General features: G+C 56.5%; 21 protein-coding genes. All 21 read right to left on the bottom strand.

Annotation, left to right across the window (positions count from 1 at the left end; translation table 11 throughout):
- Window positions 1-18: 18 nt before the first annotated feature.
- Complete coding sequence (locus tag G5149_RS03100) at window positions 19-2,229, bottom strand: chemotaxis protein CheA (RefSeq protein WP_216979259.1); 2,211 nt, start codon at window positions 2,227-2,229, stop codon at window positions 19-21.
- Between the two features lie 11 nt (window positions 2,230-2,240).
- Entirely contained in the window at window positions 2,241-2,981 is a 741-nt protein-coding gene (locus tag G5149_RS03095) for a protein phosphatase CheZ (RefSeq protein WP_005343984.1), read from the bottom strand.
- Window positions 2,982-2,993: 12 nt separating this feature from the next.
- Complete coding sequence (gene cheY, locus G5149_RS03090) at window positions 2,994-3,377, bottom strand: chemotaxis response regulator CheY (protein WP_041234108.1); 384 nt, start codon at window positions 3,375-3,377, stop codon at window positions 2,994-2,996.
- Window positions 3,378-3,488: 111 nt separating this feature from the next.
- Entirely contained in the window at window positions 3,489-4,208 is a 720-nt protein-coding gene (locus G5149_RS03085) for an RNA polymerase sigma factor FliA (protein ID WP_005343982.1), read from the bottom strand.
- Window positions 4,201-5,043: a MinD/ParA family protein gene (locus tag G5149_RS03080; protein WP_408082997.1), complete on the bottom strand. Its 843-nt coding sequence runs from the start codon at window positions 5,041-5,043 to the stop codon at window positions 4,201-4,203. The genes G5149_RS03085 and G5149_RS03080 overlap by 8 nt, the downstream gene beginning before the upstream one ends.
- Window positions 5,044-5,077: 34 nt before the next feature.
- On the bottom strand, window positions 5,078-6,502 hold the full coding sequence (gene flhF, locus G5149_RS03075; RefSeq protein ID WP_216951805.1) for a flagellar biosynthesis protein FlhF: 1,425 nt from the start codon (window positions 6,500-6,502) through the stop codon (window positions 5,078-5,080).
- A 16-nt stretch (window positions 6,503-6,518) separates the two neighbouring features.
- On the bottom strand, window positions 6,519-8,624 hold the full coding sequence (gene flhA / locus G5149_RS03070) for a flagellar biosynthesis protein FlhA (protein WP_337072575.1): 2,106 nt from the start codon (window positions 8,622-8,624) through the stop codon (window positions 6,519-6,521).
- A 107-nt stretch (window positions 8,625-8,731) separates the two neighbouring features.
- Window positions 8,732-9,862 carry a flagellar biosynthesis protein FlhB gene (gene flhB, locus G5149_RS03065; protein ID WP_005343971.1) on the bottom strand — a complete coding sequence of 377 codons (1,131 nt, stop codon included), beginning with the start codon at window positions 9,860-9,862 and terminating at the stop codon, window positions 8,732-8,734.
- Window positions 9,855-10,652: a flagellar biosynthetic protein FliR gene (fliR, locus tag G5149_RS03060; protein ID WP_005343970.1), complete on the bottom strand. Its 798-nt coding sequence runs from the start codon at window positions 10,650-10,652 to the stop codon at window positions 9,855-9,857. The genes flhB and fliR overlap by 8 nt, the downstream gene beginning before the upstream one ends.
- Window positions 10,649-10,918: a flagellar biosynthesis protein FliQ gene (gene fliQ / locus G5149_RS03055; RefSeq protein ID WP_005343969.1), complete on the bottom strand. Its 270-nt coding sequence runs from the start codon at window positions 10,916-10,918 to the stop codon at window positions 10,649-10,651. Before fliQ ends, fliR begins: the two co-directional genes overlap by 4 nt.
- Before the next feature lie 17 nt (window positions 10,919-10,935).
- Window positions 10,936-11,709 carry a flagellar type III secretion system pore protein FliP gene (gene fliP / locus G5149_RS03050; RefSeq protein WP_216979260.1) on the bottom strand — a complete coding sequence of 258 codons (774 nt, stop codon included), beginning with the start codon at window positions 11,707-11,709 and terminating at the stop codon, window positions 10,936-10,938.
- Window positions 11,696-12,076, bottom strand: coding sequence for a flagellar biosynthetic protein FliO (fliO, locus tag G5149_RS03045; RefSeq protein WP_216979261.1), 381 nt, complete (start codon window positions 12,074-12,076; stop codon window positions 11,696-11,698). The genes fliP and fliO overlap by 14 nt, the downstream gene beginning before the upstream one ends.
- Complete coding sequence (gene fliN / locus G5149_RS03040) at window positions 12,073-12,465, bottom strand: flagellar motor switch protein FliN (protein ID WP_005343964.1); 393 nt, start codon at window positions 12,463-12,465, stop codon at window positions 12,073-12,075. The genes fliO and fliN overlap by 4 nt, the downstream gene beginning before the upstream one ends.
- Window positions 12,466-12,514: 49 nt before the next feature.
- Window positions 12,515-13,585, bottom strand: coding sequence for a flagellar motor switch protein FliM (gene fliM, locus G5149_RS03035; protein WP_005343961.1), 1,071 nt, complete (start codon window positions 13,583-13,585; stop codon window positions 12,515-12,517).
- Window positions 13,586-13,592: 7 nt separating this feature from the next.
- On the bottom strand, window positions 13,593-14,108 hold the full coding sequence (fliL, locus tag G5149_RS03030; RefSeq protein WP_216979262.1) for a flagellar basal body-associated protein FliL: 516 nt from the start codon (window positions 14,106-14,108) through the stop codon (window positions 13,593-13,595).
- A 57-nt stretch (window positions 14,109-14,165) separates the two neighbouring features.
- Complete coding sequence (locus G5149_RS03025) at window positions 14,166-16,109, bottom strand: flagellar hook-length control protein FliK (protein WP_421211529.1); 1,944 nt, start codon at window positions 16,107-16,109, stop codon at window positions 14,166-14,168.
- 66 nt (window positions 16,110-16,175) lie between these two features.
- Window positions 16,176-16,616, bottom strand: coding sequence for a flagellar export protein FliJ (gene fliJ, locus G5149_RS03020; protein WP_337072573.1), 441 nt, complete (start codon window positions 16,614-16,616; stop codon window positions 16,176-16,178).
- A 27-nt stretch (window positions 16,617-16,643) separates the two neighbouring features.
- Entirely contained in the window at window positions 16,644-17,975 is a 1,332-nt protein-coding gene (fliI, locus tag G5149_RS03015; protein WP_005343955.1) for a flagellar protein export ATPase FliI, read from the bottom strand.
- Window positions 17,976-18,027: 52 nt separating this feature from the next.
- Window positions 18,028-18,846, bottom strand: a complete 819-nt coding sequence (fliH, locus tag G5149_RS03010; RefSeq protein WP_005343954.1) for a flagellar assembly protein FliH — start codon at window positions 18,844-18,846, stop codon at window positions 18,028-18,030.
- 69 nt (window positions 18,847-18,915) lie between these two features.
- Window positions 18,916-19,977 carry a flagellar motor switch protein FliG gene (fliG, locus tag G5149_RS03005; protein ID WP_005343953.1) on the bottom strand — a complete coding sequence of 354 codons (1,062 nt, stop codon included), beginning with the start codon at window positions 19,975-19,977 and terminating at the stop codon, window positions 18,916-18,918.
- Window positions 19,970-21,676, bottom strand: a complete 1,707-nt coding sequence (gene fliF, locus G5149_RS03000; protein WP_005343951.1) for a flagellar basal-body MS-ring/collar protein FliF — start codon at window positions 21,674-21,676, stop codon at window positions 19,970-19,972. The genes fliG and fliF overlap by 8 nt, the downstream gene beginning before the upstream one ends.
- Between the last annotated feature and the right edge of the window lie 7 nt (window positions 21,677-21,683).

The following is a 21,683-nucleotide window of genomic DNA, read 5'->3' as shown; positions in this document are numbered from 1 at the left end:
CTCCTTGGGCCTGAGCTATTAATGTCTACGCGCATATGCTTTGAGCAGACTCGGCACATCCAAAATAAGAGCAATTCCGCCATCACTGGTAATCGTCGCCCCAGCCATGCCTGGGGTACCTTGAAGCAGGTTATCAAGAGGCTTGATGACCACCTCTTCCTGACCAATCAGGCTGTCTACCACAAATCCGATTTGCTGAGTGCCAATCTGCACTATTACCACATGTCCGGTATCCTGACGTGAACGTTTGTTGGCGCCACGAATCAACCATTTGTGCAGATAGAAGAGCGGTATCGCCTTCTCGCGCACAATGATGGTGAGCTGACCATCAACCATGTTGGCTTTTTTCAGGTCCAGATGGAAAATCTCGTTCACACAACCAAGGGGAAGTGCGAAGGTCTGCTCACCCACTTCAACCATCAGAGTCGGCAGAATGGCTAGCGTCAACGGAACCTTGATTTCGAGACGGGTACCTTTCCCCCAAGTGGAATCTATATGCACCGACCCATTGAGGCTGACAATGCTGGTTTTAACCACATCCATCCCGACACCACGGCCAGAGATATCGGAGATCTCGGCCTTGGTTGAAAAGCCCGGGGCAAAAATCAGGTTATAGGCATCGTTGTCGCTCATGCGAGCAGCAGTATCTGCATCCAGAACACCGCGACTGATTGCGATGGACTTGAGTTTCTCAGGATCCATCCCTGCTCCATCATCCTCAATGCAAAGCAGAATATGGTCACCTTGCTGGGAGGCACTAAGGGTGATCGTCCCTTGCCGCGGTTTGCCCGCTTTCTCCCGCACATCAGGCATTTCGACCCCATGATCGCAGGAGTTGCGAACAAGGTGAACCAGAGGATCGGCGAGCGCCTCTACCAGGTTTTTATCAAGATCGGTCTCTTCCCCCACCATCACCAGCTCAATCTCTTTCTTGAGGGTTCTGGCCAGATCACGCACCACGCGTGGGAAACGACCAAATACCTTCTTGATTGGCTGCATGCGGGTTTTCATAACCGCACCTTGCAGGTCAGCCGTTACCACATCCAGATTGGCAACCGCCTTTGACATCTCTTCATCATTGCTGGCAATACCCAGGCTCACCAACCGGTTACGGACCAGTACCAACTCACCTACCATGTTCATGATGACATCGAGAGTCTTGGTATCCACCCGCACCGTCGTATCGCTTTGCACGGCACTATTTTCTACTGGCGCAGGCGCCGCCTTGGCGGCAGACGCTGGTGCCTTGGCTGCTTCGGCAGATTTTGCGGGAGCAGCCGGTGCTGGTTTGGCTACAGGAGTGGCCGGTTTGGACGGAGTCACCGCGGCAGGTGCGGCAGGTGCGGCAGGTGCGGCAGGTGCGGCAGGTGCGGCAGGTGCGGCAGGTGCCAGCGTACTCTGAGGCCCTTGACCACGACCATGCAATTCATCAAGCAGGCGCTCAAACTCATCATCATCGATAAGCTCGTCCACCTCTTTTTGCACCGACTTCAGAGGATTCGCCTCTGGCGCCCCCATGTGCTGTCCCTGACCATGGAGTTGATCCAGCAAGGCCTCAAACTCATCATCGGTGATATCGCCAGATTGGCCAGCAACAGATGATCCTGCCGCACTCTTGGTTGGTGTGCCCCCCACGCCATGCAACTCATCCAGCAGACGCTCGAATTCATCAGCTGAAATCTCGTCGATGGAGCCGCCCCCGTTAACAGCTGCAGGATCGCTTGCTTGGTTTATCGGTTCAACGACCTCGGGGTCAGAGACAACCTCAACAACAGAAGTAACAGCCTCCGGCTCCATGCCATTAGCACCGCTGGTCGCGGTTCGAAGTTGCTCTTCTCCTTCAGGCTTGCACAACTCGTGGAGGTCATGGAGCAAATCATCAGACGCAGGACTTGGCGCTTCACGGTTTTGTACTTGGGCGAACATCACGTTTATGGCGTCCAGCGCTTGCAGGATTACATCCATAAGCTCGGCAGTCACTGTTCGCTTGCCGTTACGCAAGATATCAAATACGTTTTCGGCACCGTGACATACGTCAACCAACTCACCCAAAGACAGGAAACCGGCGCCGCCTTTTACAGTGTGGAAACCGCGAAAGATGGCATTTAACAGATTCTTGTCGTCAGGCCGCTTTTCCAAGTCGACCAGTTGCTCAGACAACTGTTCCAATATTTCGGATGCTTCGACCAGAAAGTCTTGCAGTATGTCTTCATCAACTTCGAAGGCCATGCGTCACTCCATTAGAATCCCAAGCTAGACAGCAGATCGTCCACATCATCCTGACCATTGACTACATCGGCACGCGCCTCTGGATTCATGATTGGGCCTTCGGCTTCAATCCCGTTCGCAGGGAGAGTTCGAGTTGCATGCTCAGCTGCAGCCTCACCAAACATAGTCAGCATTTCTATTAATTTTGTTTCGACTTCCTGAACCAGCTTGATGACCTTGCGGATCATCTGTCCTGTCAAATCCTGGAAGTCTTGTGCCATCAGTATTTCTGTCAGCAGTTGTCGTAACTTATCGGCATCTGATTCAGAAGCCTTAATGAAATCATCGAGTTGATGGCATAAGGACTTAAACTGTCCCACGCTCATATCCCTGGACATCAGTGCATTCCAGTTCGGCATCACCAACTGGATATTATCATTCAGGCGATCAGCTATCGGCAGACTAGCCTCAACAGCATCCATGGTGCGATTAGCAGCCTTATCGGTCATATCGATGACATAATTGAGGCGCTCCCGCGCATCGGGAATGTCATGGGTGGCCAAATCGGGAATTCGGGGGTCGAGACGAAATTCTTGAAGTGAGTTATGCAGTTGTCGGGTCAGCTGACCAACTTTATCAAACAGATCGGCTGCGTTGGGGGCACATACATTGGCAAGCAGTTCATCGGCCAGCTCGAATTCACCTTGCTCCAGATGAGCAACAAGCATCCTTGCCTGGTCGAGCGAAATCATTGCTCTCGTTTTGGCCATCATCCCTGCTGCTCCTTAGCCAAGGCGTTCAAAAATTTTGTCGAGTTTTTCTTTGAGCGTTGCTGCAGTGAAAGGCTTGACGATATAACCGTTAACGCCGGCTTGCGCGGCTTCAATGATCTGCTCACGTTTGGCTTCCGCCGTCACCATCAGCACCGGCAGATGCTTGAGCTTCTCATCGACACGAATGGCTTTCAGCAGGTCGATACCTTGCATGCCTGGCATGTTCCAGTCAGTAACCACAAACTGGAAATCACCATTTTTCAGCATCGGCAGTGCTGTGTTGCCATCATCCGCTTCATGGGTATTGTTGAACCCAAGGTCGCGCAGCAAGTTCTTGATAATCCGGCGCATCGTTGAAAAATCGTCAACAATGAGGATTTTCATGTTCTTGTCCAAAATTCCCTCCTCAATAGCCACCTGAGTGGCTCACTTACATGATGCTAAAAATGGGTTGTGTCATGCGGATTATGCCTTAGAGTTTCATCTCAGTGTAGCCAGTACAAACACTTATAGATGCCAATCTCTCAAACGAGCGCGCAGTCTGTGCATTGCTTGGCTATGTATCTGACTCACGCGAGACTCACTTACATTCAAAACCTCACCAATTTCACGTAAATTCAGCTCTTCATCGTAGTAAAGAGAGAGAACCAGAGCTTCTCTCTCTGGTAAGCGACCGATTTGCTCCGACAGTTGAATTTGAAATCGTTCTGCGGCCAGTTCATCAAACCCGGAGCCTGACGGTGCTTCATCAGGGTTACCGATCACATCCTCACTGACCCCCAAATCCTCGATACCGATGATCTTGCCGCAGGAGACATCCTGCAACATGACATGATAATCAGCGAGAGAGACTCCCATTTGCGCTGCGACTTCCGTATCACGAGCATCCCGTCCATTGGCTTGCTCAACATTTTCGATCGCTTCTGCAATCGCTCGGCTGTTTCGATGCACGGAACGAGGCACCCAGTCACCACGCCGGATCTCATCCAGCATGGCACCACGGATACGAATCCCGGCATAGGTCTCGAAACTGGCCCCCTTGCTACCATCAAAGTTCCGCGACGCTTCGAGAAGCCCAATCATACCTGCCTGGATCAGGTCATCCAGCAAGACACTGCTTGGCAGGCGAGCCAGCAAATGCTGGGCAATCCGCTTGACCAGTGGAGCATGGCGCTCTACCAGCAGATAGGAATCCTGATGACGCAAGTACGCTTGGGCTTTATTCACGGGAACCTTCCTGTGTGGTGGCCTGAGTCTGTAACAGATTCTCCAGGAAAAACTCCAGATGACCGCCAGGCTGGTTGGGTACCGGCCAGCTAGCCGCCTTGTTGGCCAATGCGCGGAAAGCCAAAGCCGCCGGCGACTTGGGAAACGCCTCGACAATCAGTTTCTGCTTGCGTACTGCTGCGCGTAAATTGGTGTCATAAGGCACGCAGGCAACCAGTTCCAGTGACGTATCGAGGAAACGATCCGTTACCCGGGTCAGCTTGGCAAAAAGCTCCTGCCCTTCGCGCAGGCTGCGTACCATGTTTGCCACTACCTTGAAGCGAAATACACCGTGCTCTTTGGAAAGGATCTTGATAAGGGCATAGGCATCGGTAATAGAGGTAGGCTCGTCACACACCACCACCATGATGTCCTGCGCGGCGCGGGTGAAACTCAGCACCATGTCCGAGATCCCCGCCGCCGTATCCACCATCAGAATATCAACCTGGGTCTTCATCTCGCTGAAGGCGCGGATCAGTCCGGCATGTTGTACCGGCGAAAGCTCGACCATAGACTGGGTCCCCGAGGTTGCAGGCACAATCATCATGCCGTACGGTCCCTCAACGATAATGTCGTCGATCGTGCACTCGCCTGCCAGCACGTGAGAGAGATTGCGATGAACCCGCAACCCCAGCATGACGTCAACATTTGCCAGACCAAGGTCAGCATCCAGCACCATCACCCGTTTGCCTTGGGCCGCCATGGCTCCCGCCACGTTCAGGGTCACGTTGGTCTTGCCTACGCCACCTTTACCACCGGAAACGGCGATCACTTTTACTCGATTGTTTTGACGCATTTTGCGCAGACCACTCGCCTGATCCATATACATGTTACTCATAAAACTCCGAATCTTCGGCCTCGCCAAAGCCTGTGCCCCAGAAATAGGGCTCCTCTGTTTCTCGCTCCAGCGAGCCCATGGCAGCTCCGACGAGCTGCGCCGCATTGGCAACCTGAATATCTTCCGGAACCCGCTGCCCATCAGTGATGTAACTGATAGGCAAGGCATTCTGGATACACACGTTAATTACTTCGCCCAGATTCAGACTCTCATCCAACTTTGTAAGTATGCAGCCGCTCAAGGGAATGCGCCGGAAATGGTCAACCGCTTCCTGCATTACCCGACGCTGGGAAGTTGCCGACATCACCAGATAGCTGCGGATCCTCACCTTGGCATTTTTGACCAGGGTATCGAGCTGCTCGGTCAGCCGGATATCCCGTTGCCCCACGCCTGCCGTATCGATCAATACCAGCCGGCGGTGACGGAACTGATAGAGGGCATTGGCCAGCTCTTCGGCATCACGCACCTGACGTACCGGACAGCCCATGATCCGGCCATAAGTCTGTAATTGCTCATGAGCCCCGATCCGGTAGTTGTCAGTGGTGATAAGGGCCACCTGCTCGGCGCCATACTTCATGGCAAAACGGGCTGCCAATTTGGCAATGGTGGTCGTCTTGCCCACCCCTGTTGGCCCCAGCAGAGCAACCGCCCCCCCCTGACGTAAAATTTCGTCTTCACTGATCTTGAGCTGAGCCGTCAACACTTCAGCCAACTGGGCCATCGCCTGATGGATAGGCATGTCTTCAGGGATCAGCCCCGCCAGTTGATCGGAAAAGGCATCGTCAAAGCCCATCTTCTTGAGCTCTTTGATGAGCAGGGCACGCATCGGCTCGCGTCGTTCAACCTCCTGCCACATCAGACCGGAGATCTGGTGCTCCAGCAGTTTACGGATGCTGGCCATCTCCTTGCGCATCCCCTCCATCTCCTGATCCCGCTGGGCAGGTTGATGGGCCCGTTGGCCGGATACGACACGCGCCTTGGGTTTGGCAGGTTCCGGGACTGTGCCCCACTGTCCCTGCTCGGCCAGCGTTCTGGGCACTGCATTGGCAGCAGCCAGACCAGCCGATTGGGTGTTGCCCATGGGAGCCCCATTGCCAGGCTTCAGTTTCTGCTGACGCGCGAGGAGGGCGGCCAGGGTATCAGCATAATGTTCGTTCTGTTCCTGAACCTTTGCGGGCTCGGGACGGGTCATCTGCCGAGCAGCAGACGAAATATTGACGCTCTCATCGTTCAGCTGACGGCGAACCGGCGCATCTTTGGGGCTCGGAACCTGGGATTGATAATCAACAGCGGCGACTATCTCTACCCCCCCGGTAACCTTCTTGTTGGACATGATGACGGCATCGGGCCCGAGCGTCTCCTTGACCTCGGCCAGAGCCGTTCGCATGTCCTTGGCAAAAAACCGCTTAATCTTCACCCGTCGTCTCCGCTAACTAGTTCTGCCCTACCGCACTGACGATGCGAATCTGCTTGTCGTCCGGCACTTCCTGATAGGACAGCACACGTAATCCAGGAATGGCATTCTTGACAAATTTCGCCAGGGTATTGCGCAGGATCCCCGATGTCAGAAGCACAGCCGGTTGGCCTTCCAATTCTTGTCGTTGAGTGGCTTCCACCAGTGAACGCTGCATTCGCTCCGCCAGACCCGGCTCAATACCGGCGCCATCACCACCACCCGCTTGCAAAGACTGATGCAATATACGTTCCAATTCAGGTGCCAATGTAATCACCGGTAGCTCGGGATCAGGGCCGGCAATCTCCTGAACAATCAGGCGACGCAGGGCAATCCGGCAAGCCGCGGTGAGCACTTCCGGATCCGGGCTGCGCGGCGCGTATTCCACCAGGGTCTGCAGGATAGTGCGCATATCGCGAATTGGCACCCCTTCATTGAGCAAATTCTGTAATACCTTCACAAGGTTACCCATGCTGATCACTTCAGGCACAAGCCCTTCGACCAGTTTGCTCTGATGTTTGCCAATCATGTCGAGCAACTGCTGTACCTCGTCATGGCCGAGCAACAGTGACGCATGGTTGGTCAAGATCTGGCTCAAATGGGTGGCAACTACGGTCGCAGTATCCACCACTGTATACCCCAGGGTCTGCGCCTGTGACACCTGCTCCTTGGCTACCCACACTGCTTCAAGTCCAAACGCGGGATCCCGAGTGACAATCCCCTGGATCTGGCCGAATACCTGCCCCGGGTTGATGGCCATCTCTTTATCATGGTAGACGTTGGCCTCGCCGGTACTGACTCCCATCAAGGTGATGCGATATTGGTTGGGTGCCAAATCCAGGTTGTCGCGAATGTGGACAGCAGGCACCAGAAAGCCCAGCTCTTGCGAGAGTTTCTTGCGCACCCCTTTGATCCGGTTGAGCAGTTCGCCCCCCTGATTGCGATCCACCAGCGGGATTAGCTGGTAACCCACTTCCAACCCGATGATGTCTACCGGCATCACATCGTCCCAGCTCAACTCTTTCTGCTCATGCGATGGCTGATCTGCACTGGTCGGCATCAACTCGCCACTGGCTGCTTTGGCTACCGCCAGTTTCTCGCGGCGCAGCAGCCACCAGGCTCCGGCGGCAGCGAGCGCCCCCAGACTCAGGAAGGCGAAGTGCGGCATCCCCGGCACCAACCCCATCATCAGCAGGATACCGGCAGAGATGATCAAGGCCTTGGGGTTATCGAACAGTTGGCCTAATACCGCTGTGCCCATATCCTGATCGGTATTCTGACGGGTCACTATGATGGCTGCGGCGATAGAGAGCAGCAGGGAGGGGATCTGCGCTACCAGACCGTCACCGATCGCCAGCAGGGTATAGATCTCGGCAGATTCGCTGAAGGTAAGATGATGCTGCATCATCCCGATGATGAAGCCGCCGATGATGTTGATGAAGAGGATCATGATGCCTGCTATCGCATCACCTTTGACGAACTTGGAGGCACCATCCATGGAGCCATAGAAATCGGCTTCCTGGGTTACATCAAGGCGACGCTTCTTCGCCTCTTCTTGATTGATGAGACCGGCATTCAAATCGGCATCGATAGCCATCTGTTTACCCGGCATCGCATCCAGGGTAAAACGGGCACTCACTTCCGCGATCCGCCCGGCACCCTTGGTGATAACTACAAAGTTGATGATCATCAGGATGGTAAAGACGATGATACCGACCGCATAGTTGCCGCCGATCACCACGTTACCGAATGCCTCGATCACATGGCCTGCCGCTGCACTGCCATTGTGGCCCTCCAGCAGCACCACTCGGGTCGAGGCCACGTTCAACGCCAGCCGCAGCAAGGTGGCGAGCAGCAATACGGTCGGGAAGGCAGCAAATTCGAGGGGGCGCCGGGTATAAACGGATACCAGCAGCACCACGATAGAGAGCGCAATGTTGAAAGAGAAGAGCACATCCAGCATCAGCGGGGGGATGGGTAACACCACCATGCCGAGCGCAGCCAACACCAGCAGAGGGGTACCAAGGCCTTTGCTCAACACTCCCCGAGACTGTTTTAACTGGCCCAATACTGCCTTGAAATCCATCGCTCTTCTCAATGTCAACCTGCTGGTGCCAGATTAAAGCAAACATTAAGCCAACAATACAACACATTGAAATACAATGAATTTACTTTTACAGCGTCAGAACTTTGTCATTTGCGATATTCGGTCGGAATGGGGAGATCCTTGGCCAACGGCTGAGGACGACGCCCCTGGCCACGGCGGAATTTCTTGAGCTGGAAGACATAGGCCAGAACCTGAGCAACCGCCGCAAACAGCCCTTCCGGAATCTCGCGGCCCAACTCGGTAGAGTGGTAGATAGCCCGGGTCAAGGCCGGTGACGGCATGATGGGTATCTCGTATTCTCTGGCTATCTCCCTGATCTTCATTGCAATTTCATCAGTGCCCTTGGCCACGACCTTGGGTGCGGCACCGGGTTTGCCCGCATCATACTTGAGCGCCACCGAGTAGTGGGTCGGGTTGGTGATCACCACATCGGCCTTGGGTACATCCCCCATCATCCGGCGCATCGCCATCTGCATCTGCAACTGGCGGATCTTGCCCTTTACCTCGGGTTTACCCTCGCTATCCTTGAACTCGTCCTTCACCTCCTGCTTGGTCATCTTGAGCTGACGCATATGGTTCCATTGCTGGAACGGCACATCGATGGCCACAATAGGCAACAAGGCACAGCAAAGGATGATCAGCATCCACAAAAAAAGGTCAAGGGCATCTATGATGCCGCCGGGAAAGCCCTCCATGGAGAGGTTGAGCAGATGATTAAACTGGCTTGAGAGCATCCACCAGGCAAACAGAGTAATGAACACCACCTTGGCGATGGACTTGACCAGCTCGATCAGTGACTGCACTCCAAACATTCGCTTGAACCCGCTGATGGGGCTCATCTTGCTGAATTTCGGCATCATTGCCTCAGTGGAGAAGTTCATTCCCCCCATCAGGATATTGCCGATAAAAGCCGCGATGGCGACCAGAGCGAAGAGCAGTCCGAGCGGAAACACCAGTTCCCCCAGCAGCGCCGGCACCATGGCTACCATGGCATTGGGATCGAAAGCCTGCTCTCTGTTTAGCGTGAAGCCCATAGTCACCACCTTGAGCATGGCGCTCGCCAGGTAACCCTTGATCAACAGCAGGCCAAAGACGGCTGACAGCAGTACGCTGGCAGTTCCCAGCTCTTTTGAACGTGCAATCTGCCCTTTTTCACGGGCTTGTTGCAGTCGTTTGCCCGTGGGTTGTTCGGTACGTTCCTGGTCGGTATCAGCCATTGACACCTCCGAAACATTGGGTGTCGATCAGCTCGCAACTGACCTCCTGCACCCGCTCCCACAAGGTGTCGAAATGGCCGAGGAAGCCGCCGATAGTGAGCCAGAGGATAAGCAAACCCGACATCATGCTGACGGCAAAACCGATACTGAAAATATTGAGCTGGGGGGCAGCCCGGGTCATCACGCCAAAAGCGAAGTTGATAAGCAGCAAAGCCACGATGGCAGAGAGAGCCATCACCAGCGAGGCCTGATACATGACCCCCAGGAATGCGCTCAGTGTTTGCATCGAAGAGACAGACAAACCGCTATCGGAGATGGGGAGCGTCTCAAAACTGAGGATCACCAGGCGCAGCATCACCAGATGACCATCGAGCGCCAGAAATACCAGGGTCGCCAGCATCAGATAAAACTGACCGACCACAGGGGCCGACTGGCCATTCATCGGATCCACCAGGGTGGCAAAACCCAGGCTGGTTTGCATGGCGATCACCTGCCCCGCCATCACGAAGCTCTCCATCAGAAACTGGGTCATCAACCCCAACGCAATACCGATGAGCAGTTGCTGGCCCAAGACCAGAAAACTGCCGGCAGAGAAGAGCTCCACAGGAGGCATGGGAGGAAGCAGAGGAGCAACCAGAAACGTCACGGCTACCGCCAGCCCCAACCTGATCCGTGCTGCGACCAGCCGGCTGCCAAATACCGCCATCACCATGAAAAGGCTGCTTATTCTGGCCAGTGGCCAGAGAATGGCAGACAACCACTCCATGATCAGAGCGGTGGTATAGGTCACCCCACCACCTCGGGAATTTGATTAACCATCAGGATGAAGAAGTCCATCAGACTCTGCATTCCCCAGTGAGCACCGGCACCCAGCGCAAGCAGTGTCACGATGAGACGTGGCAGAAAGCTCAAGGTCTGTTCGTTGATGGAGGTAGCGGCCTGAAAGATGGCGACAACCAGACCTATAGCCAAACTGGGCAAGATAACGGCACTTACCATGATATTGACCAGCCAGAGCGCCTCACGAAAGACGTCGACAAAGGTTTCGGGACTCATGTTCTGGCTCCTTGCTCTTAACCGGCACCCAGTCCGAAACTGTTAGCCAACGATCCCAGGATCAGGTTCCAGCCATCCACCATCACAAATAGCATCAGCTTGAAAGGCAGCGAGACGATCATCGGCGAGAGCATCATCATCCCCATCGCCATCAGGATGCTGGCGACCACCAGATCGATGACCAGAAACGGCAAGAACAGCATAAAGCCAATCTGGAAGGCTGTTTTCAGTTCGCTGGTAACAAAGGCCGGGATCAGCACACGCAGCGGCACATCGGCAGGCTTCTCTACCTGTACGTTGGCGATCTCCATGAAGGTATTGAGATCCTTTATCCGGGTCTGAGCCAGCATGAACTGGTGGATGGGCAATTCAGCCCGTTCCAGCGCCTCCTTGGCCTGAATGGTTTCGGACAGATAGGGCTGCAGCGCCTCATCATTGATACGATCCAGCACCGGCGACATGATGAAAAACGACATGAATAAGGCAATACCGATCAACACCTGGTTGGAGGGGCTCTGTTGCAGACCGATCGCCTGACGCAAGATACCCAACACTATGATGATGCGGGTAAACGAGGTCATCATGATGACCATGGCCGGCAAGAAGGAGAGCGCGGTCATCAACGCCAGCACTTGCAGGGTCAGGCTGTACTCCTGAGAGCCATCTCCCATGGTCTTGACTGTCACTGCCGACATACCATCCTGCGCCAACGCAGGCCAGGCGTAAAACAGCGGGATCAACAGGCAAGCCAGCCATCCGGTTTGCCACAACAAGCCGTTAGTTTTTTTCATGTTTGCCCATCAATTTACCCAGCTGCTGGGAAAATGCCTGCGGCTGCTGCTCGTCCAGCGGCTCCTCCAGCCGATAGAGAAAGTTGACCTGCTGTGGCGTCACCCCTAGCAGCAACTGCTGCTCACCCACCTTGACCACCAGCAACTTCTCCTTGTATCCCACTGGCAGCGTGGCGATCACTCTCATCTGTCCGCCCCCCATGGCGTTGGCAATCTTGCTCTTCTTGAGCAAAAAACCCAGCACCAAAATAAGCCCGATCACCATCAGGCTGGAGATCAGCCAAGAGCTCAGGCTGGGAGCATTTGCTGCCCCCCCCACCTCGGCAAATACCGGCAGTGGCAGCAACAACAGCAGCAGACGCATCATTTGAGTTTCTTAATCCGTTCAATCTGGCTGATGACATCAGTCAGGCGAATACCGAACTTGTCGTTTACCACCACCACCTCGCCGTGGGCGATCAGGGTACCGTTGACCAGCACGTCCAGCGGCTCGCCTGCCACCCGATCCAGCTCCACCACCGAGCCCTGGTTGAGCTGCAGCAGATTACGAATGCTGATCTGACTGCGACCGACCTCCATCGAGATGGTGACCGGAATATCCAGAATGGTGTCAAGCTTGCGCCGCTCCTCGGCACTGATAGGGGCATCGTCCTTGAGCTCTTCCAGCGGAGCCGGTTTGGCTTCCGCCGTCACCTGCTCCTCCAGTGCTGCCGCCCAGGCATCAGCCATCAGATCCTCTTCCTCTGTTCCGCTCATCTTGTTTCCTTATACCGCTTCGTGACAGTCCATAACCGCAAACCGTCGATTAACGCTGTTGTTCTTCGATACTGCGCTCAAGCTCTTCCAGCTCGGCCTCACCATCGATACGTACACCGCCCCGGGTCACCAGATGCATCTCGGTCTTGACCCCTTCCGGGCGCTTGAGCTTGTCGGTGATCTTGAGTGCCACATTCTCCTTCGTCCGCCCCATCTTGGCGTGGAAGGTGGGCAAATCTTCCACATAAACCAGCAGATGTTCAGGCATGTCGACCGGAATAATATCTCCCGGCTGCAGCTCCATCAGCTCACGCAGTGTAAGCTCGGTCTCCAGCAGTTTGGCCCTCAACTCGACTTTTACATCCATGATCTCGTCGCGCAGCGCCTTGCTCCAGCGCACGTCTGTATCACCCTTGTCACTCTGCACACCGGCATCAAGCAGTTCACGGATCGGCTCCAGCATGGAGTAAGGCATAGCCACGTGGAAATCACCGCCACCACCATCAAGTTCGATGTGAAAGGAGCTCACCACGATCACTTCAGTCGGGCTGACGATGTTGGCCATCGCCGGGTTCACTTCAGAGTCGAGATACTCAAACCCTACGTCCATCACCGGCGCCCAGGCATCCTTGTAATCCTCAAACACCAGTTTGAGCAACATCTGGATGATCCGGCGCTCGGTCGGCGTGAATTCACGTCCCTCAATCTTGGCGTGGTAGCGACCGTCACCACCAAAGAAGTTCTCCACCAGGATGAAAACCAGCCGCGCCTCCATGGTGATGAGTGCGGTTCCTTTCAATGGTCGGAAACGCACCATGTTGAGGCTGGTCGGCACGAACAGAGTGTGAACATACTCGCCAAACTTCAGCATCTGTACGCCGTTGATGGAGACCTCGGCGGTACGGCGCATCATGTTGAACAGGCTGATCCGCATGTGGCGGGCAAAACGTTCGTTCACCAGCTCCAGGGTTGGCATCCGGCCACGGACGATGCGGTCCTGGGAGGAGAAGTCAAACTGGGCAACACCGGGATCTCCGGCGCCGCCTATCTCTTCCTCTTCGACATCATCGACACCGTGCAAGAGGGCATCAATTTCGTCCTGACTTAACAGATCGCTCACGCTTCACCTACTGCATTACAAAGCCGGTAAACAGCACTTGTTCGATAACGGGGGAAGAGACCAGGTCCTTGAGCACCCGACGGCACTCTTCCAGTGAATCTTTGCGCAGCTTCTCCTTGCCTTCAAAGGTCATCAGCTGTTCGGCACTGGCCGCACTGAACACCCGCAGCAAGGTACCTTCAATCAGGGGAATATTCTGTTTGGCCAACGTCTCGTCGGCGGTGCCGCGCACCATCAACTGGATCTTGATCTGCACCAACCGATCCCGCTGGGCACCCGCGACGTTGAAGACAAAGGGGCGTGGCATCCCGACATAAAGGGATGGCTGGGGTGCTTCCACCTTGGGTTGGGCATCGGCTCCCTCCGCCGCTTCTGCAGGGGGCGCATCCGAGCCGGAGAGCATAAACCAGGCACCAGCTCCACCACCGCCCAGCAAAATAACCGCCAGGGCAATGATAATGATCAGCTTCTTTTTCTTGCCCGCAGCCGGGTCTTTTAGCGTCAATTCGTTATCGTCAGCCATCCCTTGTCCACCCTAGTCTCAAACTTGTTCGATATCATAAACTTACTCGGGATTGCATCAAGCATAGAAATCTATTCCAGAGCCGCTTGTCGATTCCACCAGCAAACTGAGGTTGGCTGTGGTGAGTTCTCCCTCAACCAGCCTGTTACCGGCATGTGACTGACCGCCACCCTGGCCCTGCTGCCCCTGCCCGCCAAAAGTGGGCTGACCCTGCTGTTGCTGTTGCTGTTGCTGTTGCTGCGACTGCTGTTGAACCTGCGTCTGGCCAAGCTGGATCCCCTGCCCTGCCAGCATTTCACGCAGACGAGGCATCGCCTGCTCCAGCATCTCGCGAGTCTGTCCATGCTGAACAACGAAATGGACGTTAGCCTGACTGTCCGCTCCAATCTGGATTTGGATCTTCATCTTGCCAAGACCGAGGGGGTCAAGCTGAATTTCCGCCTGTTGCAGTTTTTCGGCCAGCATCACGTTGACCTTCTGGTGCAATTCGGCAGGCGCTTCCTGACTGGCCAGTTTCAGATGGGGTAAATTCTGCGGTTCACGGCGCAACGTAGCCTCAGTGGCGGGCGCCCGGCTTTCGGCCACCTGTGGCTGGGGCTGACTGTTCTGGCCATGCTGCACAGTCTGGCTCTGGCTGCTCTCACTGTTCGATGTTGTAGCAACAAGACTCTTCTCCGCCTCACCGACCTTCGGTTTCAGCTCCTGCTGAATCGCTTTGCGCACCTCGTCGGTGCCGGTCACTTCCATCTGCTTGATGCCGGCTGAAATGCTCGACAGCGGTGCTTGTGGCCCCTGAGATTCGGCCTGGGCCAACACCTGCTGCGGCGCCACCATCACGGGAGCGGCAGTGCTATCGGTCTGAGTCGTCGCATTTACCGTCACACTCCCCTGAGCCGCGGCACTTTGCGTCATCATCACCGGTGCCGAACCTTGATTGGCTACTGTGGTAGTGGCTGTCTGCTGACTCACCTCGGCGGCACGCTTCTCAGCCCCCTTGCCAGCCATGCCAAGGCTCTCAGCGATTGTGGTTACGGTGCCCGCATCAGGTTGCTTGAGCCCCTCGCTGAATGTCTTGAGTACAGTCCCCTGTGTCACGACTTGCGCCGTTGGTCCCTTGCCGGTCACCACACCATTGGCTGAGGAGCCGGATTTGCTGTCGTCCCCCTCTTTCGCTACGAGTGACTCAACAGACTTGGTAGTACTGGCCGACTCATCGACCGGCAGCACCTTGGCCAGCTGAGTCATTCGCTCTGCCCCCGTAAGGGGCTTGGTTGGCTTGCCATCCGCCCCGAGCGGTTCTCCCTTGGCAGAGACTTTCTCCCCAGACTGCTGATCCGATGGGGGGGCAACAGCTTCCTCCTCAGAGGAGAAGGCCGCATGGGAGAGAACGACGGAGGATGATGCGTCGCCCTGCGCCACCACTCGCGCCGCAGAGGGCGATACTGTGGTGTCCGGGGTCAATGTGGCGGTCGTGGCCAACGGCGATTGCGCCCCGGTCTGACCAGCAAGCTGGCGGACAATCCTGGAAGCGGCAGGGGCCAGCGCGCTTTCATCAAGCCCAATGCTCTCCTGCTCACCCTCTTGCGGCAACGGATTGCCGTCTAGCGCAGTGGCGCTCTGTTGGGCTGCCACCACCAGCTGGGGTGTCACTAGCGAGGTATCAAGCTTGAGGGAGTCTTGCAGACGCAGCAGAAAGTCGGTAGCGGGAACCTCCTCCACCTTGTTGTCGGCGTCAGGATCCTGCTCCTTGCTGGGCTCCTCGTGGGGAGAGGCACTCTCGGTCGCCAAAGATTTGGCAGACTGAAGAGTCTTAACGCTCTGATTGCTATCAGCAACACCCTGTTCACTGCCCTGGACCTTTGCAATCAGCGAGGCGAAATCCCCCTTGCTCTCGCTCCCCACCATATCAATGCCATTGCTCTCGGAAGCGCCGTTCAGAGGCGCTTTATCCAATCCGTTAGCCGGAACCGAAGGCGTTTGTGTCAGCACTGTCTGCATCATGATGGCATCCCTGAATTCTGGCGGCCCCAACGAGATAGCCGCCGACAATGTCCAGATCAAAGCAAGTTACAGGCCAGCTTGATGAAAACGCCGCAACATGGCGTACTCATCCAGCATTTTCTGCTCCTGACGCAGGGCTTTCTGCTGCTCGCGGCTTGCCTGCTTCTCCAGCAACAGCTCTACCGCCTTGCGCCGCTGCTGAGCCGCCAGCCACTCTTCACGACGTTGCTCCAGAGCCTGACGTACCTGCAGCACCCCTTCGTATTGCTGGGTAGCAGCCTGCTCGAGCTTGTTGATAAAGGCGTGATACTGGCTGTTTTGCTGGGGCGAGATCCCCTGCAAACCTCGATCGGTCCACTGCTGGTGATAGATTTGGCGGTACTGGTTGAGAGCATTTTGCTGATCCATAAACAGCTTGAGGTCCTGCTGCGCTTTTACCAGAGCCAGAGCACACTGCTGCTCGGCCTCAGCCAGCCGCTCAGCCAACAATAACAACCCTTTACTCATTGCCTCACCCTCTCTTCCCAACCGTCATCAACGCATCAAGGGCATCGCCACCATCTGCAAGGCTTGCAGGCCATCATCGTAATGAATGACCTCACGCATCCCCTGCTGCAAGAACTGATCCAGATAGGGTTTTTGAATGATGGCTCGGTCGATACGCGGATCAGAACCCTGGCTGTAGGCACCGATAGTAATGAGATCCCGGTTCTGCTGATAGAGGGAGTAAAACTGCTTGAGGGTCCGCGCCAACTCCATATGTTCCGGCGAAGTGACCATGGGCATGACCCTGCTGATGGACTTTTCGATATCGATAGCCGGATAGTGGCCTGCGTCGGCCAGTTCGCGCGACAACACAATGTGGCCATCGAGAATCGCCCGCGCCGCATCAGCAATGGGGTCCTGCAGATCATCCCCCTCGGTCAGTACGGTGAAGAAGGCGGTGATGGAGCCCTGGCCGTCACTGCCGTTTCCCGCTCGCTCCACCAGCGCAGGTAATTTGGCAAAGACCGAGGGTGGATATCCCTTGGTGGCCGGCGGCTCGCCCACCGCCAGGGCGATTTCACGCTGGGCTTGGGCATAACGGGTCAGTGAGTCCATCAGCAGCAACACATTGAGCCCCTGATCGCGAAAATATTCAGCGATGGCCAGCGCCGTTTCACATCCCTTTAGCCGCATCAGCGGCGAGGCATCGGCAGGGGCCGCCACCACCACGGAGCGGGCACGCCCCTCCTCCCCCAGAATATCTTCGATAAACTCTTTCACCTCCCGGCCCCGTTCACCGATGAGGCCGACCACGACCACATCTGCCACCGAGCCGCGGGTCATCATGCCAAGCAGCACCGATTTACCGACACCAGAACCGGCAAACAGCCCCATTCGCTGGCCCTGACCCACCGTCAGCACAGCATTGATGGCACGCACCCCTACATCCATCGGCTGATGTATCGGGCGGCGAGAGAGCGGGTTGATGCGATGCTGAGCAAACTGCACAGTCCGGGAGGAGAGAATGGGGCCGAGGCCATCGAGCGGCTGGCCGATACCGTCGATGACCCGGCCAAGCAGGTTCATGCCAACCGGTATGCCATGCTCTTCGGTGACGGGCACCACCCGGGCACCGGGGATCACCCCCTTGAGCTGTTCGCTCGGCATCAGATAGAGGCGATCGCCCGAGAACCCCACCACTTCAGCCTCCAGAGTTCCCTCGAGAGTGTCGATGCGACACAAGGCTCCGATGGCGGCACGGCAACCGATGGCTTCGAGGGTGAGCCCCACCACCCTGGTCAATTTGCCGGCAACCGGCGGTTTGGGGGCGCTGTCGCGTACCTTGTACCCTTGCAACCGGTTCAGTAGCGAGCCGCTCATCTGGCCTCCTGGGAACTAAAAAGTGCAACCGGACGACATCGTCAGGCATCGGTTATGGGCGTGGATCCTGCGAAGCCGGGTTCTGCGACGCGTTGTCCCGCAAGAAGTTGCGCAGCAACTGATCGATGCGCCCGGAGAGGGTCAGATCGATGCTGGAGAGTTCAGTAGCCAGTTGCAGATCGCCAGGGGAGAGGGTGGGGTCACTCTGCAACCGCCAGTGGCGTCTGGCGCACTCGTCAGCGCCAAATGCCTGCTCGACTCGCGTGATATCATCGGGATGCAGCATCAGAGTCACCCCCTGCTCGGCGGCGGGCAACAATGCCAGCCCCTCCTTGAGTGCCTCCAGCAGGATGCGGGGAGAGGTCTCGGCTTCATGGCGAATGAGCGCGCGGGAAAGTTGCATCACCAGCGCGACCAGTTGCTGCTCTACCGCCTGATCCAGCTCAATCAGGGGATTGGCGAGGCGGGCGGCGAGCCCCTGCCAGTGAGCGATCTCCTGCTCAACCAGATCGCGCCCCATGGCCAGTCCCTCTTCCCGCCCCTGCTCGAGACCGGCCGAGTGCCCCTGTTGCAGTCCTTCCAGCTTGCCCTCTTCGAGCCCTTTGGCATAGCCAGCCTCGCGCCCCTCGGCCATTCCTTCTTCCCAAGCCGCCTGACGGATCGCTTCGAGCTCTTCGGCGGTGATGCTGGGAGTCGGTTCCTGTTCGGGCTCCGGTTCCACCACCTCCTCTTCCTGTTGATACCAGTCAGGGGCAAGACCGAGAGCATTGGTCTCGGTCTCGACCGCCACATCCATTTCGGGCCAGCCCCAGGTCTCTACCCTGGTCTCTTCCCCTTCAGGCCGTACATAGCCACGCAGCTTGTTGTTCATCTATTCGCGCCGCTCCTTGCCATGACCGCATACTGGGCTGGCAGACAGGTTCCATGAGTTGGTCATGGTCTAGAGGAACTCCTCGCCACCGCCGGAGCCCAGCATGATTTCGCCTGCATCGGCCAGACGGCGGGCGATGGAGAGGATCTCCTTCTGGGCAGCCTCCACCTCGGAGACCCGGATTGGCCCCATGGCCTCCAGATCGTCTGCCAGCATTTCGGCCGCTCGTTTCGACATGTTCTTGAAAATCTTCTCGCGCATCTGATCGTCGGAGCCCTTGAGGGCGCGCTGCAGCAGATCCCCCGGCACTTCCCGCAGCAAAGTCTGGATACCGCGGTCGTCCACATCGATGAGATTTTCGAACACGAACATCAAATCCTGGATTTGCTGGCTCATCTCTTCGTCCGACTCGCGGATCGAGTCCATCAGCTGGCCTTCGATGTTGGTATCCAGGTAGTTCATGATGTTGGCAGCCGCTTTCAGGCCACCCATCTTGGCCGCCTGGGCACCCGCCGCACCGGCGAACTGTTTCTCCATGATGTCGTTCAACTCTTGCAATGCTGCCGGTTGCACCTCTTCGAGGTTGGCGATCCGCATCACCAGATCCAGACGCACCTGCTCCGGGAACTGGCTCAGGATCTCGGCGGACTGCTCCGGCTCCAGATAGGAGAGCACTATGGTCTGGATCTGCGGGTGTTCGTTCTGGATGATGCTGGCCACTTGACGGGCATCCATCCACTTGAGCGAATCGAGGCCGCGGGCACCGGAACCAAGAATGATCTGGTCCACCAGGTTGCTCGCCTTGTCCTCGCCAAGCGCGGCTACCAGTGCCTTGCGCACGAAATCTTCGCTGCCGATACCTATGTTGGTGTACTTCTGGATATCGTCGATGAATTGACGGTGCACCGCCGCTACCCGATCGTGGCTGAAATCAGACATGGATGCCATCGACATACCGAGCCGCTGTACCTGCTTGGGTTCGAGATGGCGGAAGATCTGGGCGGCATCCTCTTCGTTAAGGCTCAACATCAATACCGCCGCCATCTCCATACCGGACATCTGATCCAGCAACTGACGCTGGCTATCGGTGATATCGTTGCCGGTTACCTGGTTTTTACTTTCTTCAGGCATCTTTGGTTACCCACTCTTTAATGACCTGAGCGGCCAGATCCGGTTCGTTCGCCACCAGGGCACGCACCGCCTTGAGCAAATCTTCGTCACGATGCAGATCCGGCAGTTTCAGCTGGCCATCGCGTACCCCGAATACCTGCTCTCCCTCAACCTGAGCTGCCAACAAGCTGAGTTCGTCGTCACCACCCAGTACGGTGTGGTTGTCAAAGTCCACTTCCCCTTCCGGCTTGGCATCCGGATAGAGCAGCCGCTTGAGCATGGGGCGAACCACGGTGACGATCAAGACAATAATCACCAGTACAGATGCCGCAATCCGTACCGCACGCCAGAACCAGGGCTGATCGTAGAGCGGCACCTCGGCGACGGTATCAAGCTCGGGGCGATTGAACGGAATGGCAACTACCTCAAGGGTATCACCACGGGTTACATCAAAACCAAGGCCACCGCTGAGCAAACGACGCAGGGTATCGAGTTCCGCCTGACTGCGCGCTTCGCGGGTCACGGCCCCGTCAGCACCTGGCACTGCCTTGTAATCCACGGCAACGGAAACGGTCATGCGACGAATGCCACCCATCTGGCGCCGGGTGTGGCTGACGGTGGTATCCAGTTCGAAGTTACGAGTCGCCTCTTTGCGAGAACGACCCGAAGCCGCCGCACCTGTACCATCACCGCCAGTGGCCTGTTCAGGGATATTGGACGCGGCAGGCGGCTGGTTGCTGAGGGCCCCCGGCACTCCGCCATTGCTGCCGCTGGAGCTGTTCTCTTCCAGCGTCATCTCGGAGCGCACCGCAGGCAGATCGGGATTGTAGGTTTTGCGAGTCTGCTCCTGCTGGGAGAAGTCGAGAGAGAGATCCACTTCCGCCGTATAGTTGTCGGCGCCGAGCACCGGGATCAGAATGGCGTCAATTTTTTGCTTGTACTCCAGCTCCTGCTTCTGCTGCATCGCAAACTCTTTGCGAGTCTGGGCAGAGACGGGATCCTGGGAACCGGAATTAAGCAGGCGACCATTCTGATCGGTCACGGTGACACGGGTCGGCTCGAGGCCATGTACCGCAGAGGCCACCATATCAACAATAGAGTCCACCTCCCCCTGCCCCAGTGCAGCCCCTTTCAGGTTGAGAACCACAGTGGCACTGGGCTTGCGCTCGTTACGGGCAAAGACGTTGTCTTTGGGGATGGCCAACAGCACCTGGGCCTTGGCCACATTCTGGAACTGTTCGATGGCGCTAGCCAGCTGGCGCTCGCGACTCAGCTTGAGGCGCTCGGTCTCCATCCGCTGGCTGACGCCAAAACTGGAGTCCTTGAGCAGGATATCCTCTCCACCATTGGTCACATCAGCCGCATTGGTGAGACCGGCCCGGGTCAGCGCCAAACGGATGCTGGCAAAGTTCTCGGCACTGACCAGCACGCTCTTACCGTCCACCTCATAAGGGATCTTCTGCTGATCGAGAAAGTCGAGGGTCTTGACCAGCTCCTGGGTGGTGTAGGTGCCAAGAGGGCGCATATCCGGCTCCTTGCCCCATAGCAAGATAAAGACGGCGATGGCCAGACAGATGGCAAGCCCCAGGATCAGCGTGATCTGGCGCAGAACATCGGTATTGGACAAGAATCCCAGTGCCGAGCTCTTCTGCTCGTTGGCATCGAGGGCGGCGGTGCCCTCATCATTTATCAGCAGATCGCCATTTTGGTCAGTTGCCACGATTTAT

This window comes from Aeromonas sp. 600479 (assembly GCF_049175515.1).
Taxonomy (GTDB): domain Bacteria; phylum Pseudomonadota; class Gammaproteobacteria; order Enterobacterales; family Aeromonadaceae; genus Aeromonas; species Aeromonas veronii_A.
The sequence above is the reverse complement of the archived record's forward strand: the minus strand, read 5'-3'. Positions and strand labels throughout refer to the sequence as shown.

Excerpts from the sequence above, each read along its gene's own strand:
- fliJ (WP_337072573.1), bottom strand. The coding sequence starts at position 16,616 with ATGAGTAAAGGGTTGTTATTGTTGGCTGAGCGGCTGGCTGAGGCCGAG.
- fliG (WP_005343953.1), bottom strand. The coding sequence starts at position 19,977 with ATGCCTGAAGAAAGTAAAAACCAGGTAACCGGCAACGATATCACCGAT.
- fliL (WP_216979262.1), bottom strand. The coding sequence starts at position 14,108 with ATGGCTGACGATAACGAATTGACGCTAAAAGACCCGGCTGCGGGCAAG.
- fliH (WP_005343954.1), bottom strand. The coding sequence starts at position 18,846 with ATGAACAACAAGCTGCGTGGCTATGTACGGCCTGAAGGGGAAGAGACC.
- fliN (WP_005343964.1), bottom strand. The coding sequence starts at position 12,465 with ATGAGCGGAACAGAGGAAGAGGATCTGATGGCTGATGCCTGGGCGGCA.
- G5149_RS03095 (WP_005343984.1), bottom strand. The coding sequence starts at position 2,981 with ATGATGGCCAAAACGAGAGCAATGATTTCGCTCGACCAGGCAAGGATG.
- G5149_RS03100 (WP_216979259.1), bottom strand. The coding sequence starts at position 2,229 with ATGGCCTTCGAAGTTGATGAAGACATACTGCAAGACTTTCTGGTCGAA.
- fliO (WP_216979261.1), bottom strand. The coding sequence starts at position 12,076 with ATGATGCGTCTGCTGCTGTTGTTGCTGCCACTGCCGGTATTTGCCGAG.
- fliP (WP_216979260.1), bottom strand. The coding sequence starts at position 11,709 with ATGAAAAAAACTAACGGCTTGTTGTGGCAAACCGGATGGCTGGCTTGC.
- fliQ (WP_005343969.1), bottom strand. The coding sequence starts at position 10,918 with ATGAGTCCCGAAACCTTTGTCGACGTCTTTCGTGAGGCGCTCTGGCTG.
- flhA (WP_337072575.1), bottom strand. The coding sequence starts at position 8,624 with ATGGATTTCAAGGCAGTATTGGGCCAGTTAAAACAGTCTCGGGGAGTG.
- flhB (WP_005343971.1), bottom strand. The coding sequence starts at position 9,862 with ATGGCTGATACCGACCAGGAACGTACCGAACAACCCACGGGCAAACGA.
- fliI (WP_005343955.1), bottom strand. The coding sequence starts at position 17,975 with ATGAGCGGCTCGCTACTGAACCGGTTGCAAGGGTACAAGGTACGCGAC.
- G5149_RS03025 (WP_421211529.1), bottom strand. The coding sequence starts at position 16,109 with ATGATGCAGACAGTGCTGACACAAACGCCTTCGGTTCCGGCTAACGGA.
- G5149_RS03080 (WP_408082997.1), bottom strand. The coding sequence starts at position 5,043 with ATGCGTCAAAACAATCGAGTAAAAGTGATCGCCGTTTCCGGTGGTAAA.